We start from the raw sequence: 14,956 nt of genomic DNA on the forward strand, positions 1-14,956 counted from the left end.
TCCGCTGAACAATGAGGCTGTTCCCGACTACCGGGAACAACCTTGGCAGGGGCGTATTGTATTGATTGCTTTAATCACGCCAGTAACTGCTGAATATGCTCCTGCAACGTATCCAGGTCAAACGGCTTGGCCAGGATCGGCGCGTTACGCGTGATCGGGCTGTTGCAGTCGAGAATTTCCTGCGGGTAACCGCTGATGAAAATAACCTTCAATTCCGGTCGTAACATGATCGCCGGCTCGGCAATCTGCACGCCGGAAATCCCGCCTGGTAAACGGTAGTCCGTCACCATCAAATCCAGGTGCGGCTTGGTCGCCAGAATTTCGAAGGCCTGCTCCCCATCGATCGCCTTCAACACCCGATAGCCCAGGCCAGCCAGGTATTCACCCAGCACAAACATAATGGATTCGTCGTCCTCGACGATCAGTACGACATCTTGTGCATCTTCACTCATGGGAAGCCTTAGTCCGGTCAGTTGCTGCAATTACGACCATGGGGTCACGCAGAGGTTGCGTCGAGGTGACGATTGAATTCATGCCGACGCCTGCAATGGCAGGCAGACCCGGAACAAGGCGCCCTCGCCTATCTGGCTCTCGACCTCGATGGTGCCGCCATGGGCTGCAACGATCTGCTCGGAAATGAACAGCCCGAGGCCCAGGCCCGCAGCCACTTGGCTGGCGGACACGCGCTCGAACTGTTGGAAAATACGCTTCTGGTTTTCTTCGCTGATGCCGATTCCATGGTCGCGCACCTCGACCCGCGCCTCGCCATGCTCGATGTATACGCGCACCGCCACCGGGCTCTTGGCCCCATAGCGCAGGGCGTTGGTCAGCAGGTTGGTCACCACCTGTTCGATACGGAACTCATCCCAGTTGCCTTCCACCGGACCTTCGGCAACCAGTGTCATGGACGAATCCGCTGCGGCGACCTGGGGCGCGAAGTTCTCCACCAGATTGCTCACCAATTGGGTCAGGTCGAAGTGGGCCGGGCGTATCGACAGCTTGCCGGTGCGGATGCGCGAGACATCGAGCATGTCTTCGATCAGGCGGATCAGGCTCTGGATCTGGCGTTCATCGCGGTCGACCATGGCGTGCATCTTGTCCAGGGTGAACGCGGCGGCATTGTCCCGGGCCAGGTGCATCTTGCGCAGCTGGGTTTCGAGGATCAGGCCGTTGAGGGGCGTACGCACTTCGTGGGCGACGATCGACATGAAGTCGTCACGCATGCGCACCGCCTGCTCCAACTCGGCCTGGGTGGCCTGCAGGCGCGTCAGCAGCAGTTCCTGCTCGCGACGGCTGCGCTCCAGGGCTTCGACCTGTTGCTTCATGGCCTTGCTTTGGCGGAACAGGTCGACGAACACGTTGACCTTGCTCTTTACCGCATGGATATCCAGCGGCTTGTGCAAGAAGTCCACGGCGCCGCTTTCATAGCCCTTGAAGGCGTAATTGAGCTCGCGGCCGGCCGCGCTGACGAACACGATGGGGATGTTCTTGGTTTTTTCAGTGCCGCGCATCAGTTCGGCCAACTCGAAACCGTTCATGCCGGGCATCTGCACATCGAGAATCGCCATGGCGAACTCATGCTCCAGCAACAGGGACAAGGCCTCGTCGGCACTCAATGCCTTGAACACCTGACGGTCCTCGCGCTTGATCAGCGCTTCAAGGGCCAGCAGGTTTTCCGGCAGATCGTCAACGATCAGCAGTTTGGCCTGGACAGTACTTAACATGGGGAATATTCCAGGGAAGCCAGCAATGAGCCAATGCGGCTCAACGTCAGAATGTGGTTGGGTGTGTGCAGCGCCAGGGCTGCACGGGGCATGACGGCAACGCGTGCTTCTGTGGGTTCTTGCACCACAGTGGTTCCACCGTGTTGCTTGACGTGGGCCAGACCGCGGGCGCCGTCATGGTTGGCACCGGTCAACAGAATGGCCAGCAGGCCCGTGCCATAGGCATCGGCGGCGGATTCGAAGAGGAAATCAATCGCCGGCCGCGAATGGTGCACGCGGTCTTCCTGGCTCAAGGACAGGCTGCGGTCATGCTCCACCGACAGGTGATAGCCAGGGCCGGCGAAGTACAGGGTGCCCGGCTTGATCACTTCCTTATCACGGGCTTCCACCACGGGCATGGCCACACGGCGGTCGAACACTTCGGCTAGCTGGCTGCGGCGTTCGTCCGGCAAGTGCAGGACGGTGATGATCGGCAAGCCGAAATCGGCGGGCAGCTCGGCGAATATCGTCAGCAACGCCTCCACACCACCGGCGGAGGCGCCGATGACGATCGCTTCTATGCCCCGGACCGATGCCGGGCGGGTAGCCGCTTGATTCATAGTTTGCGGTAGATCCGTTCCTGTTTGACCAAGGGTTCGAACTGCTTGCCGTAGGCGGAGAAATCCAGGGTCTCCTTGCTGCCCAGTACCAGGAAGCCGCGATGGCACAGCGACTCATGGAACAGTCCGAACGCACGATCCTGCAATTTTTTATTGAAATAAATCAGTACGTTACGACACGAAATTAATTGAGTTTCTGAGAATACACTGTCGGTCGCCAAGCTGTGATCGGCAAACGTGACATTTTCGCGCAGCGTCTTGTCGAAGATCGCGTAATCGTAAGCCGCGGTGTAGTAGTCGGCAAATGAACGTTGGCCGCCAGCCTGCTGATAGTTGGCGGTGTAGGCGCGTACGTTCTCCAGGGAAAAGATGCCCTGCTTGGCCTTGTCCAGCGACGCCGGGTTGATGTCGGTGGCGTATATGATCGTACGCTCCAGCAACCCCTCCTCGCGCAGCAGGATGGCCATGGAGTACACCTCCTCGCCCGTGCTGCAGCCGGCAATCCAGATCTTGATCGATGGGTAAGTCTTGAGCAGCGGCACCACTTCCTGGCGGATCGCCAGGAAGTGCGACGGGTCACGGAACATCTCGCTCACCGGAATCGTCAGGAACTGCAGCAATTGCATGAACGCCGCCGGGTCGTGCAGCACACGCTCCTGCAAGGCGGAGATGGTCGCGCAATCGAACTGGCGCAGGGCATGGGCCACGCGCCGCTTCACCGACGCCCCGGAGTAATCGCGGAAGTCGTAGCTGTACTTGAGGTAAATCGCCTCGATCAACAGGCGCAGCTCAATATCGCTGCTTTTTTCCAAAAAACTTCGCTCCACTTAAATGCGTTCCATCTTTGGCAACCAGACGCGAATCAGTGAGAACAGACGGTCCAGATCAATCGGCTTGGCCAGGTAATCATTGGAGCCCGCTGCCAGGCAGCGCTCCTGATCGTCCTTCATGGCCTTGGCCGTCACCGCAATGATCGGCAGCTTTTTCCAGCGCGGGTCCTGGCGGATCAAGGCGGTAGCCTCGTAACCGTCCATTTCCGGCATCATCACGTCCATCAGCACCAGGTCGATATCCTCGACTTCATTGAGTTTGTCGATGGCTTCACGGCCGTTACGCCCGATCACCACCACAGCACCTTTGTGCTCCAGGGCGCTGGTCAGGGCGAAGATGTTGCGTACGTCGTCGTCCACCAGCAGGATTTTACGCCCCTCGAAGACCTTGTCGCGGCTGCGCGCGGTCTTGAGCATCTTCTGGCGGTCATGGGACAGCTGGGATTCGACTTTGTGCAGAAAGAGTGTCACTTCATCCAGCAAGCGCTCCGGCGAACGTGCACCTTTGATGATGATCGAGCGCGAATACTTGCGCAGCTCGGCCTCTTCGTCGCGGGTCAGGTTGCGCCCGGTGTAGACGATCACTGGCGGGAACGAGCAGATGTCCTCGGTCGCCATGCGCTTGAGCAGCTCGTTGCCAAGCATGTCGGGCAGCTTGAGGTCGATGATCATGCAGTCGTAGATATTCGTGCGCAGCAGGTCCAAGGCAGCCTGGGCGTAGCCGACGTCGGTGATCTCGATGTCATCGTCGCCGATCAGGCGCGCAATGCTGTCGCGCTGCAGGTCATCGTCTTCCACCAGCAGTACATGCTTGACCTTCTGGGTCAGCTTGGCTTCCAGGCGTGCGAACACGTCCTTGAGCTCTTCGCGGGTGGTGGGCTTGACCGCATAACCAATGGCGCCCATGTGCATGGCGGCTTCGACGCGGTCTTCCACGGAAATCACGTGAACCGGGATATGCCGGGTGCTGGCATGTTCTTTCAGGCGTTGCAGCACGGTCAGTCCGGAATGGTCCGGCAGGCGCATGTCCAGCAGGATCGCATCGGGTACGTATTCCTCGGCCAGGCTGTAGCCTTCGTCCGCGCCGTGTGCCACCAGGCAGTTGTAGCCCAGCTCATGGGCCAGGTCGAACAGGATACGGGCGAAGTTCGGCTCGTCTTCCACCACCAGGATGCAACGCGTGGTGAAGGGTGCTTTGTCGCGATCATCGGCAAAACGCGGGATCAGGTTGGCGTCGGCTACCGGCAATGGCGACACCTTCGCAGGCGTCGGCGCAGGCGCCACCACCACTTGGCGCGGTTGTTCAATCGGTGCGGCGTCTTCCTCGCGCTCGACGTACTGTTCCGGCAGGACCAGCGTGAAAATACTGCCCTTGCCCGGTTCGCTGGTCACGCTGATGTAACCACCCAACAGGGTCGCCAGGTCGCGGGAAATCGACAGGCCGAGGCCAGTGCCGCCGTAGCGGCGGTTGGTGTTGCCATCCGCTTGGCGGAAGGCTTCGAAGATGCTTTCCTGCTGATCCGGCGCAATGCCAATGCCGGAATCGCGCACGGTAAAGGCAATGCCCTCCCCCGGTGCGCGGGACACTGACAGGCTGACCTCGCCCTGCTCGGTGAACTTGACCGCGTTGGACAGCAGGTTCTTGAGGATCTGCTCCAGGCGCTGGCGATCGGTAAACAGCATGCCCGGTGCACCTTCCTGCACCTCCACCTGGAAGCCCAGCTTGCGATCGGCCGCCAGCGGCTCGAACATGCCGCGCAGGCCGTCGACCAGGCGCGCCACGCTGGAGTTCTCTGGGCGCATTTCCAGCTTGCCGGCCTCCACCTTGGAGATATCGAGGATATCGTTGATCAGGTTGAGGAGGTCATTGCCGGCGGAGTAAATCGACTCGGCGAACTTGACCTGTTCAGCGCTGAGGTTTTCCTGGGGGTTCTCGGCCAGCAGCTTGGCCAGGATCAGCGAGCTGTTCAGCGGTGTACGCAGCTCGTGGGACATGTTGGCGAGGAATTCTGACTTGTACTTGCTGGAACGTTGCAGTTCTTCAGCGCGATCTTCAAGCTCAAGTTGAGCCTGGTTCAGTTCAACGTTCTTACGGTCCATGGCGTCACGTTGTTCGGCCAGGGTTTCGGTCTGTTCGGCCAACTGCTCGTTGGTCTGCTCCAGCTCCGCCTGCTGGGTTTCCAGGTGGGCCTGGGATTCCTTGAGAATGCGTGACTGTTCTTCCAGCTCTTCGTTGGCGGTCTTGAGCTCTTCCTGCTGCACTTGCAGCTCTTCGTTGAGCTGCTGGGTCTCGGCCAGCACTTCCTGCAGGCGTTGGCGATAACGGGCGGCCTCGATGGAGGTGCCGATATTCCCGGCGATCAGCTCCAGCAGCTCGACGTCACGCTCTTCCAGTGGACGCAGGAAGCCCAGCTCGATCACGCCGTTGACGCGGTCATCGTCGCTGGTCGGCATCACCAGCACGCTGCGGGTTGAACCTTCGCCAAGGCCGGAGCTGACCTTGAAGTAGTCTACCGGCACGTCGTCCAGGCGAATCAGGCGATCCAGCTGGGCGGCTTGCCCGACGATGCCCTCGTCGCTGTAGATCGATTGCTCCTTCTGCTCCTGCTCGCGGGAGAAGCCATAGGTGGCGACCCGCTTGAGGCCGCCATGTTCTTCACGCACGTACAACGCGGCGACGGCCGAGCCCATGTACTGGGCAAAGAATTGCAGGATATTACGGCCGAGCATGTTCAAGGTGAGCTGGCCGAGCACCTGTTCGGCCAGTTCAGTCTGGCCGTTACGCAGCCAGGCCTGTTGCTCCAGACGTCGCGCAATCTTCTGCTGCGACGCGAGGTTTGCGCTGTAACTATCTGATAATGAAATTAAATTCTTACGACCGATGTACGCCAGAAACCCACTCAGGCCGAGCACAAATGCCAGGTACAGGGTGACACTGATCACCGTAGTGCGGGTGACTTCTTCATTGCGGGTGATGCGGAACTGTTGCTCCATCGCCACCGCGTCGTCGTATTCCTTGCGGATTTCATCCGTCAGGCGCTTGCCACGACCCGCCTTGACTGCGCTGCGGTAGTCGCCGCTCTCACGCTGCATATCAATCATCGACTGAGCGTATTTGTTCCATTCGATTTGCAGGGCTTCCAGGCGCTTGAGGCGGTCCACCTGCTGTGGGTTGTCCGCCACCAGTTCCTGCAAATTACGCAAATCGGCAATGATCCGCGGCTTGGCCACTTCGTAAGGGTCGAGGAAATGCTCGTCACCGGTGATCAGGAAGCCGCGCATGCCAGTCTCAAGGTCCACCGTCAGCTTGGACGACTCATTGAGGTTGTTGATCACCCGGTCGGTGTGTTCGACCCACTGGATTACCGTCAGCAGGTAGGTGATCAGGCAGACGAAAAACACCGCGCTGAGCACGCCCACACCCAAGGGCAGCGCGACATTTCGGCTCAGGAGGTTACGAAAGCTCTTTTCATCGACGGACGACGCAGGAGTCATGGGCATGCCTTGGCCAAGTGTGGAAAAACCGGGAGTTTGCCCCAAAGGTGCTGTTGAACGCTATTTTTATGCCACAACTGAACACTTCGATTATCAATCTTGAGAGCGCCGGTCACATTGCGTCACCGTTTTAAGTGCTCATATTTCTCCTGCGCCCAATCAGGAACCTGGCTGAGCAGCGTTCCCACAGATGAGTGCGTCTGGGAAAAAGGACGATCCGCGCGATAGACGCTTACCTTTACTCTATAGGGTGCACGCGCATGACTATTTCCTTGCAACCTCCTCACGCCTCATTATTTACCCTTATCTCCTCGCAAACGGCAGTACCTGCCAATACACCGCCCGCCGCCGCGCCCTTGTCTAATGACAATGCGCATACACCGAACGCACAACCACCCGCCAGTTCCATAACCGCGCGCTCCATCGACCTCAAACTGCTATTGGCCGACAAGCATAACTTGAAGATACTTGGGGAGGCTCTTGGCAATATCGCCACACGATTAGGGCCTGACGCCTCCCCGGTGGCTGTGATGGGCGCGTTGAAAAACACGCCCATGGCAATCCATCCCGATTCGGCCGATCACGCAACGCTCGGCGCCAACGCCACACTTGACTCCTTCGTGACCCACCTCGGCCTGCGTTTACCCAGTGATTTTTTCTCCCTGACGGCTCTTTCGGATGCAGTGTTGGGGAGATCGCAGGAACACCCATTAGGTAACCTGGCCGGAGCGCTGGGTTGGCCAGTACCAATGAGTGCTGCTGAGCAGAGCCGCATGCGCGCCATGGTGATGGACTATTCCGAATCGCCTGGGAAGCCACAGGTTGAGAGCGTCAAAGGGTTCATGTTGGAGTTCCTGCGCCATCGCACTTCGCTCTCCGCCGAAGTGCTGAGCGATCCCGTCCGTACGTTGAACGCCCTTATCAGTTCGCCCGAGGGGCAACTGATCGGCAAGGCGCTTCAAGATCACATGCAGGGCGTTGCCACCGACAGCAGCAGCCTGGACTATCTCCTTGCGGCGTTGCTAGTGCAACTGGACCCGGAGTCCATCGCGACGCCCCGTCGTAACAAGGTCGCAGGCTTCGATCTTGCCAACGCAAGTCACTGGGGCAGGCATCCTTCGGCAGTAGTGGACGGACTCAGCCAGCACCTATCGACATCAGGCAAGACCAGCCCCGAAATGGCGAACGCAGGCGCCCACCTGCTGTTGGCATCCCGTGCCCCTATGTTCTTGATTAAAGACATCCCCAACAGCGTGACGTATGGCAGCCCAGCCTGGGTCAACCTGACGGTTGCGGCGGCGACAATAGAAGCGCAAACGCCTGGACGCGTGCCCAACATGACCTTCGCCCAAGTCATGCTTGAAGCCGAAGGCGTGAGCCTGGCAAATCCTGCTGTCACTGAAGAAGCACAACGTAGCGCACTGATTGATTGGGGCGTGGCAAATGGCGTGCTGGAAAAAAAAGACGACCATCAATACTCGGCCGATGAACTAAATACGCTGGTGACCACCTTCAAAACCCGCCAATCGTCAATGGCGCAGGCAGCACAGGCCTTTGAGAAAGACATCCCCTCCCGTAAAGAAATGGCGCTGGCGGAGCTTAAAAAACGCTTCCCGGGCCAGGAATCAATGTTTGAAAAAAAAGTGATCACAGCGCTCCCTCATGGGGCGGTCACTGAGTTCGGCCCACACTCGCTGTTGGATGTCACCATGATGTACGCTGACGCTAACTCAACGTACACCTCTACCGACCCACGTACCCCTGTGGCGCAACTGAACGCGCACCCAGGGTTTGGCATGTACGCTGCGTTTGAATCGCACTTCAAAGACGCCATCGAAGAAAAGAAGGCTGCGGTCAGTACCTCCATCAAGCATCTGATTTCTCAATTGCCTCTGCAAGATCGCGAAAACTTTGAATATGGCAAGGTCAGTTTTTATCAAACCCACACCCAAAAACTGGGAACGGGTTTTTTTGATAAGACGCCGTTACTAAAAGACCCGAAGTTGCTGGTAAGAATTGAGCGTGACGGGGTGCCTACTGCCTATGAAATTGACTTCAATGGGGGCGCTATCCGAAAGGTACCGGAAAGTCACGCAACAACGGGTACCTGGCGAACGGCAAATATCGAGTATGAAAAGAAAGCGTTCACGCCCTCTAAAAACGCGAACAACTTGAGCACTGCGCAATCAGTGCCCAACGAACCGCGGCTGGACAGCTTCGCTTCGTCGCGCACTCAACTTATCGCTGACGCCTTTGTTGAACATATCAATCTCGATGACCCCGCTATCCATAAGCAGGCACTTGGGCAGACCAAAGCCGATAAAATTCGCCAGAAAGGCGATGTTGTTGGTCACTTCCTGCTGGATCTGATCCCTTTTGTTTCGACGGTCAAGAACTTTAGCCAGGGAAAAATTGGCGAGGGTATTGTCGACCTCGGACTGGACATATTTGGTTTCCTGACCGCCGGTGTGGGCACGGCCGGAAAGCTGACGAAGATCGCCGGTAGCGCGGTGTCCACCGCGACCAAAGTGGCACGGGCAACCAAAGTCATTGGCGCGGCTGTTTTCGGGCAACTCAACCCCGTGGATGGTGTGATTGGCCTTCTCGGGGGCGGCGGGAAACTTATCGGTACAGGGGTCAGCAAGATCGCTGAGGGGGTCAACAAACTCCGGGGGGCTGCCGGCAGTTATGACCTACTGAAAGCCGTCAGCCTAAACAACACCGCAGCCGCGACGGGTAGCCTGAAACTCGGCGAGCACAGTATCGAGTCCGCAGCCGTCCTGAAAAATGGCAAATGGTTTGCGTTCGATGCCGACAAGATGCGGCCTTACGGCTCGCCACTTGTAGGCTTTACGCCAGAGGTCGTGGCCTTGGAGGGAGAGGTTCGAGCGTTTACTGATAGCTGGATAGGAAAGATGATCGGTTCGGTGTTGGCGCCTGCAGCAGACAATCCAGAGTTCCGCAAAGACTTTATAGATGCAATCAGCCGGGTAAAAGCCGAGGACAACGCCGCCTACATTCGAGGTCAGAACACAGGCAGGCCAGAGGCGATCTACGGTTACTCCACGGCACTGAATATTGATGATCTCAAACGCCTGGCCGTAGCCGAACGCCGTAGCCCCGCCGAACTCGGAAGCCTGGTCAAACGAATAGATGAACTGGAGGTTCTTCCGGAACGATTCAACTCGGCACGCGAGATTGCTAAAGTCGCTGACCTTGATGCCTATAAAAAAGGCTATAGCGGTGGAAACCCAGAAAACATCGCTGGGTTTTCGCCCACGTTGACGCTCAACGAATTGGCAGAACTTGCCATCATCCGCGGACGAACACCCGAAGAGGTGGGTCAGTTGGTCAAGTATATGGAGCGGCGTAGAGTTACCGTCAGCCAGGAGAACTTCAGGGTGTTCAGCGCAGAGATAACGGCTGCGGGCGGCAAGGCAATAGCGCTTCCGCAAGGCTTCTACCTCAGTCAAGCCTCGTTGCTATCGGCAGGCGAGTGCGCGGCGCTCTCCAATGTCATGGCCGCCGCTACCCAAGCAGGCAAGCAAGAGACGTTTATCAAAAATCTGTACGCCTCGATGGACTCTCCACTGAGTGTCAACGAGATTAACGACTTGCGTAAAATTGATCCGGTCAAAGCCACTCTCGAACAACGCAAGGCAGATAAAATCAACGGATTCCGCAACAAGCTGGATAAACTGCAGGGCCTATTAGGCAGCAACTTCCACAATGGTGTGCAGGCAAGGCAAGTTCCCTATACCGATATACTGACCGAGCTTGCCAGGGCCAACAGTTCAAAAACCCTTCTGATTCGCGGCCCTGAACATGGCATTACAGCAGGCATTATCGTCACGCCCTATAAAGTGACTGTCGCCGGCATCGAAACGATAAAACATCGCAAGGAATGGTTTTACTTCGACCCCAATTTTGGAAAAGCCACGTTTACCACCGAACAGCAGATGCGTTCTGCACTGGAAAGCACCTTGAACAGCGGCCGCACCAAGAACCTATTCAAGCATTATGGCGACACCCCTAATGTGCCCGAATATAAAATCTCGGTGTTTGATCCGGCGGACCTGAACGCGTCGACTCGGGCGTCCGGCATCGACGTTTCCGATCTATACCGAGCGGAGATCTAAGTCAACAACAGGCCAAATCGACGTCTGGTTGGCTGTCGCTTCTTCAGCGATAACCAACCAGAGCCTGAAGTAGCCAACGCAAGCGTGCCTGAAGGTGACTTCGTACTATCACAAGACATTCCCCCCCTTTGCCTGCACAATATCCTCCTGTATCGGGAACTTGCCGAGAAAGAGACAACTCAGTAGAGGACAGTCTTTTAACTGAACAAGACCTGCACCTTCACTTCTCGGGAATTTTCTTTATGTCCGCCACCACCTCCACCATCCTCGTAGTCGAAGACGACGCCATCGTGCGCATGCTCATCGTCGATGTACTCGAAGAGTTGGAGTTCCGCGTTCTGGAAGCCGCCGACGCTGAAGAAGCGCTGAAACGGGTGCAAGACACCACGCATGTGATCGACCTGATGATGACCGACGTCGGCCTGCCGGACATGAACGGCCAGCAACTGGCGGCCAAGGTGCGAGAACTGCGCCCTAAGCTGCCCATTCTGTTCGCCAGCGGCTATGCCGAGAACATCGACGTGCCTACGGGCATGCAGGTGATCGCCAAACCCTTCTCGATCGATCAATTACGCGACAAAGTCAAATCGATGCTGCCGACTGCCTGACCCCCTCTTTAGCGCATGGCCGCCCAGCCAGGGCGGCCATTTGCGGCCTTTTACACACATCTGAAACGTCCCGCCCCCGCAACTAATTCGTTTGGATGGCTAGCGCGTCTGGATTTAGCTGCTAGCTTCAACCGACATGCCCTGTAGGTATTAATCACAAGGGATAGTCACCCAGGTATGGGGGAGCGCACATGTTCGGGTCACCGTACGCGTCGGCATTGATGCTGGCTGTTTTCGCAATGCCAGCCTTGGCGGACAACGCCGAGACGGCCAACAAGAGCAACAACCCGCTCAACTTGGCGCCGGGCGCGAACCTGCAGGACTACTACACGCCCCGCTTGTACGACAGCAACGCCCACACCAACGACCTGTTGCTGCGCGGCACTCTGCCCATTGCACCGTCGGACTTCATCGGCGTACCACAGTTGCTGCGCGCCACACTCCCCCTCAGCACCCGCCCCGATCCCCACACCGGCTACAGCACGGGCATTGGCGACCTGAACCTGTTCGATATCTTCCTGCTCAAGACCGAAGGCGTGCAGTTGGGCATCGGCCCGCAAATCACCGCACCCACTGCTGAACATGACGAACTCGGCACCGGCAAATGGCAGGCCGGCCTGGCGGCAATCGCCATCGACGCTTCGCCCAGGGGATTATTGGGCGCGCTGGTGCAATACCAAAGTTCATTTGCCGGCGATCGCGACCGCCCGCATGTCGAGAGTGCAACTTTCCAGCCGTTTATCATTCATAACCTGCCGAAAGGCTGGTACCTGCGTTCCACGGGCACCTGGACCTTCGATTTGAAGAATGACACCCACTACATTCCCATCGGGTTTGGCGCGGGCAAGGCCTGGAAAGCCGGGAGCAACATCGTCAATGCCTTTGTCGAGCCACAATGGACGGTAGCGCGCAAAGGTGACGGCTTTCCCCAGTTCACCTTGTTCGCAGGGATTAACGTGACGTTCGGCAAATAAACCGGTTAACTCGGCGGTTTCACCCCACGCCCTCAAAAAAGATCTCTGGAAGGACGCAACAACATGATTGGAAAACCGACGCGCCTGCTGTTGGCGAGCCTCTCGATACTCATGAGCACCGGCGCCTGGGCCGACTTTACGGCCACCCCGAGCGAGGCCCGGGCGATTGCCAAGGAAGCCTATCTGTACGGCTTTCCGGTGGTGGCGATGTACAAGACGCTCTACACTCAGGCCGTTGACAAAGGCGGTGCCAATTTCAAGGCGCCGTTCAACCAGATCGGCAACACCGCACAAGTGTTCACCCCCAAGGACACGGCGTTCGTCACACCCAATTCCGACACGCCCTACTCCTTTGTCTGGATGGACCTGCGCCGCGAACCGCTGGTGTTGACCCTGCCCAAGATCGAGGACAACCGCTATTACTCGGTGCAGTTGATCGACCTGTACACGCAGAATTTCGCCTACCTGGGCACCCGCAGCACCGGCAACAACGGCGGCCACTACATGATCGCCGGCCCGGACTGGAAGGGTCAGCAGCCGGTGGACGTGGATCGCGTGGTCTACAGCGAAAGCAACATCGCTTACGCCCTGTACCGCACGCAGTTGTTCGATGACAAAGACCTGGGCAAGGTCAAGCAGATCCAAAGCGGCTACAAAGTGCAGCCCCTGAGTAGCTACGTGAAGCAGGCCACGCCGGCCAAGGCGCCGAAGATCGAATGGCCCAAGCCGATGGCAACCATGACCGAAGGCCCGCAGCTATTCCGTTACCTGAACTTCATGCTGGCCTTCGCCGCGCCCCAGGACAGCGAAAAAGACCTGCTGGCACGTTTTGCCAAGATCGGTATCGCCCCAGGCGCGCCCTTCAAGCTCAAGGACTTGACCGCCGAGCAACGCAAAGCCCTGGAAGACGGTATCTCCGATGCCCGCGCTGAGTTTGCCGCGTTCAAGAAGGACAAGGTCGACACCCACCAGGTCAGCAGCGGTGACCTGTTCGGCAGTCGCGATCGCCTGAAAAACAACTACCTGTACCGCTACGCCGGTGCGGACATGGGTATTTTCGGCAACTCCACCGATGAAGCCGCTTACCTGAGCTACTTCGTCGACAGCGAAGGCAAGCCGGCCAATGGCGCGCGCCACAGCTACACCGTACATTTTGCCAAGGACCAACTGCCGCCCGCCGATGCGTTCTGGTCGCTGACCATGTACGACGCCAAGACCAAACTGCTGGTGCCGAACCACAAGAAGCGCTACCTGATCAATTCACGGATGCTGCCCCACCTGAAGCGCGACGCCGATGGCGGCCTGACCCTGGCGCTGCAGCACCACGAGCCACCGAAAGCCGAACAGAGCAACTGGTTGCCGGCCCCACCGGGCCCGTTCTACGCGGTATTGCGCATTTACCTGCCCAAGCCTGAGGTCGGTAATGGTCAATGGAAACTGCCACCGTTGATCCCGCTCAAGTAACACCACGTGCCCGGCCGCAACAGGGTTAGGCCGGGCACGTAACTCCCTGATATCAGGCCGATACAAGGATGGATGACGCCATGATTTCACGTGCACGTTTGCATGGGTTTTGCGCCGTGGGCATGCTTGCCAGCTGCGGTGTACCGGCCGCCGGTTTGCCGGAGCTGGGCAGCACGTCTAACGCCACCAAAGCCGATCCCGAGACCTGCCATCGCCTGCAACAGGACTTCGACATCGACCTCAAGCAAGTGGTCAAGGCCGGTTGCGATCCCTCGACTGAACAGATCGCCAAGCTGATGGACAACCCGGTGGGCAACCTGGTGCTGTTGTTCAACCAGTTCGACTACAGCGCCCTCAAAGGCCCGCACAGTAACGGCACCCGTTACCTGGGCAAATACAGCTTCATGCCGACCTTCCCGATTTCCCTGGGCGATGACTGGAACCTGATCAATCGCCTGCCGGTGAGTTATGTGAGTGCGCCGGTCAACGCCAAGGCGGGCAACCTGATCGGCATGAGCCCTTACGGCGTGTTGACGGACCGCGACTTCCCGTCAGTGGTCAACGACCCGTTTGACCGCACCTCAGGCTTTGGCGACCTGGCCTATGTGGGCGTGTTCTCGCCCAAGCAACCGGTGCGGTTTGCCAACGGCGGCAAGATGGTCTGGGGGTTTGGCCCGACGGCGATGTTCCCCACCGCCGAAAAAGACGTGCTGGGCACCGGCAAATACGCCCTGGGCCCGGCGTTTGTCGCGGCATACCTCGGTGAAGACTGGACGCTCGGCGTCTTTCCCCAGCACTGGTGGTCAGTCGGTGGCGATGCACAGCGCAAAGACGTCAGCCTGACCAACATCCAATACTTCATCCAGCGCGCGATTCCCGGCCCGGGCCAGTGGCGGGTGGGCATGACGCCCAATATCACCGTGAACTGGAAGGCCGAAAGCGGCAACAAGGTCAACTTCCCCATCGGTATCGGCGCCGGGCGCATCGTCAATTTCGGCAAGTTGCCGGTGCGGATTTCCGGTGAAGTGCAGTACTCGGTGATTCACGCCGACGACCTGATCAGCAGCCGTTGGAACTTCCGCCTGTCGTTTATCCCGGTGATCCCTACTTTCATGCTGTGAAC

Annotated in this window: 10 protein-coding genes; 5 read left to right on the forward strand and 5 right to left on the reverse strand. The window is 58.2% G+C overall.

The annotated features are described in order from the left end of the window. Positions 1 to 74: 74 nt before the first annotated feature. The 5 genes from CI807_RS22590 to CI807_RS22610 form a co-directional block, all read right to left on the reverse strand. On the reverse strand, positions 75 to 452 hold the full coding sequence (locus tag CI807_RS22590; protein WP_095016302.1) for a response regulator: 378 nt from the start codon (positions 450 to 452) through the stop codon (positions 75 to 77). 78 nt (positions 453 to 530) lie between these two features. Beyond that, positions 531 to 1,724, reverse strand: a complete 1,194-nt coding sequence (locus CI807_RS22595) for a hybrid sensor histidine kinase/response regulator (RefSeq protein WP_095016303.1) — start codon at positions 1,722 to 1,724, stop codon at positions 531 to 533. Next, the gene (locus tag CI807_RS22600; RefSeq protein WP_095016304.1) at positions 1,718 to 2,323 is read right to left on the reverse strand and encodes a chemotaxis protein CheB; all 606 of its coding nucleotides are present in this window, start codon (positions 2,321 to 2,323) and stop codon (positions 1,718 to 1,720) included. The genes CI807_RS22595 and CI807_RS22600 overlap by 7 nt, the downstream gene beginning before the upstream one ends. After that, entirely contained in the window at positions 2,320 to 3,150 is an 831-nt protein-coding gene (locus CI807_RS22605) for a protein-glutamate O-methyltransferase CheR (RefSeq protein ID WP_012724198.1), read from the reverse strand. The genes CI807_RS22600 and CI807_RS22605 overlap by 4 nt, the downstream gene beginning before the upstream one ends. Next, on the reverse strand, positions 3,151 to 6,648 hold the full coding sequence (locus tag CI807_RS22610) for a response regulator (protein ID WP_095016305.1): 3,498 nt from the start codon (positions 6,646 to 6,648) through the stop codon (positions 3,151 to 3,153). A gap of 260 nt (positions 6,649 to 6,908) precedes the next feature. Here CI807_RS22610 and CI807_RS22615 point away from each other — a divergent pair, with 260 nt between their 5' ends. From CI807_RS22615 to CI807_RS22635, 5 genes are all read left to right on the forward strand, one after another. Further along, the gene (locus CI807_RS22615; RefSeq protein WP_256578587.1) at positions 6,909 to 10,787 is read left to right on the forward strand and encodes a hypothetical protein; all 3,879 of its coding nucleotides are present in this window, start codon (positions 6,909 to 6,911) and stop codon (positions 10,785 to 10,787) included. 242 nt (positions 10,788 to 11,029) lie between these two features. Next, positions 11,030 to 11,395: a response regulator gene (locus tag CI807_RS22620; RefSeq protein ID WP_095016306.1), complete on the forward strand. Its 366-nt coding sequence runs from the start codon at positions 11,030 to 11,032 to the stop codon at positions 11,393 to 11,395. 191 nt (positions 11,396 to 11,586) lie between these two features. Then, positions 11,587 to 12,369 (forward strand): hypothetical protein, encoded by a 783-nt coding sequence (locus CI807_RS22625; RefSeq protein WP_095016307.1) that lies wholly within the window; start codon positions 11,587 to 11,589, stop codon positions 12,367 to 12,369. A 63-nt stretch (positions 12,370 to 12,432) separates the two neighbouring features. Then, positions 12,433 to 13,833: a DUF1254 domain-containing protein gene (locus tag CI807_RS22630; protein WP_095016308.1), complete on the forward strand. Its 1,401-nt coding sequence runs from the start codon at positions 12,433 to 12,435 to the stop codon at positions 13,831 to 13,833. A gap of 122 nt (positions 13,834 to 13,955) precedes the next feature. Continuing rightward, on the forward strand, positions 13,956 to 14,954 hold the full coding sequence (locus CI807_RS22635) for a hypothetical protein (RefSeq protein ID WP_371858015.1): 999 nt from the start codon (positions 13,956 to 13,958) through the stop codon (positions 14,952 to 14,954). The last annotated feature ends 2 nt before the right edge of the window (positions 14,955 to 14,956 follow it).

The organism is Pseudomonas sp. NS1(2017) (assembly GCF_002269425.1).
In the GTDB taxonomy this organism is placed as follows: domain Bacteria; phylum Pseudomonadota; class Gammaproteobacteria; order Pseudomonadales; family Pseudomonadaceae; genus Aquipseudomonas; species Aquipseudomonas reactans.

What these genes read in the sequence shown, in the direction of transcription:
- CI807_RS22590 (WP_095016302.1), bottom strand. Translation starts at nt 452, where the DNA reads ATGAGTGAAGATGCACAAGATGTCGTACTGATCGTCGAGGACGACGAA.
- CI807_RS22595 (WP_095016303.1), bottom strand. Translation starts at nt 1,724, where the DNA reads ATGTTAAGTACTGTCCAGGCCAAACTGCTGATCGTTGACGATCTGCCG.
- CI807_RS22600 (WP_095016304.1), bottom strand. Translation starts at nt 2,323, where the DNA reads ATGAATCAAGCGGCTACCCGCCCGGCATCGGTCCGGGGCATAGAAGCG.
- CI807_RS22610 (WP_095016305.1), bottom strand. Translation starts at nt 6,648, where the DNA reads ATGACTCCTGCGTCGTCCGTCGATGAAAAGAGCTTTCGTAACCTCCTG.
- CI807_RS22615 (WP_256578587.1), top strand. Translation starts at nt 6,909, where the DNA reads ATGACTATTTCCTTGCAACCTCCTCACGCCTCATTATTTACCCTTATC.
- CI807_RS22620 (WP_095016306.1), top strand. Translation starts at nt 11,030, where the DNA reads ATGTCCGCCACCACCTCCACCATCCTCGTAGTCGAAGACGACGCCATC.
- CI807_RS22625 (WP_095016307.1), top strand. Translation starts at nt 11,587, where the DNA reads ATGTTCGGGTCACCGTACGCGTCGGCATTGATGCTGGCTGTTTTCGCA.
- CI807_RS22630 (WP_095016308.1), top strand. Translation starts at nt 12,433, where the DNA reads ATGATTGGAAAACCGACGCGCCTGCTGTTGGCGAGCCTCTCGATACTC.
- CI807_RS22635 (WP_371858015.1), top strand. Translation starts at nt 13,956, where the DNA reads ATGCTTGCCAGCTGCGGTGTACCGGCCGCCGGTTTGCCGGAGCTGGGC.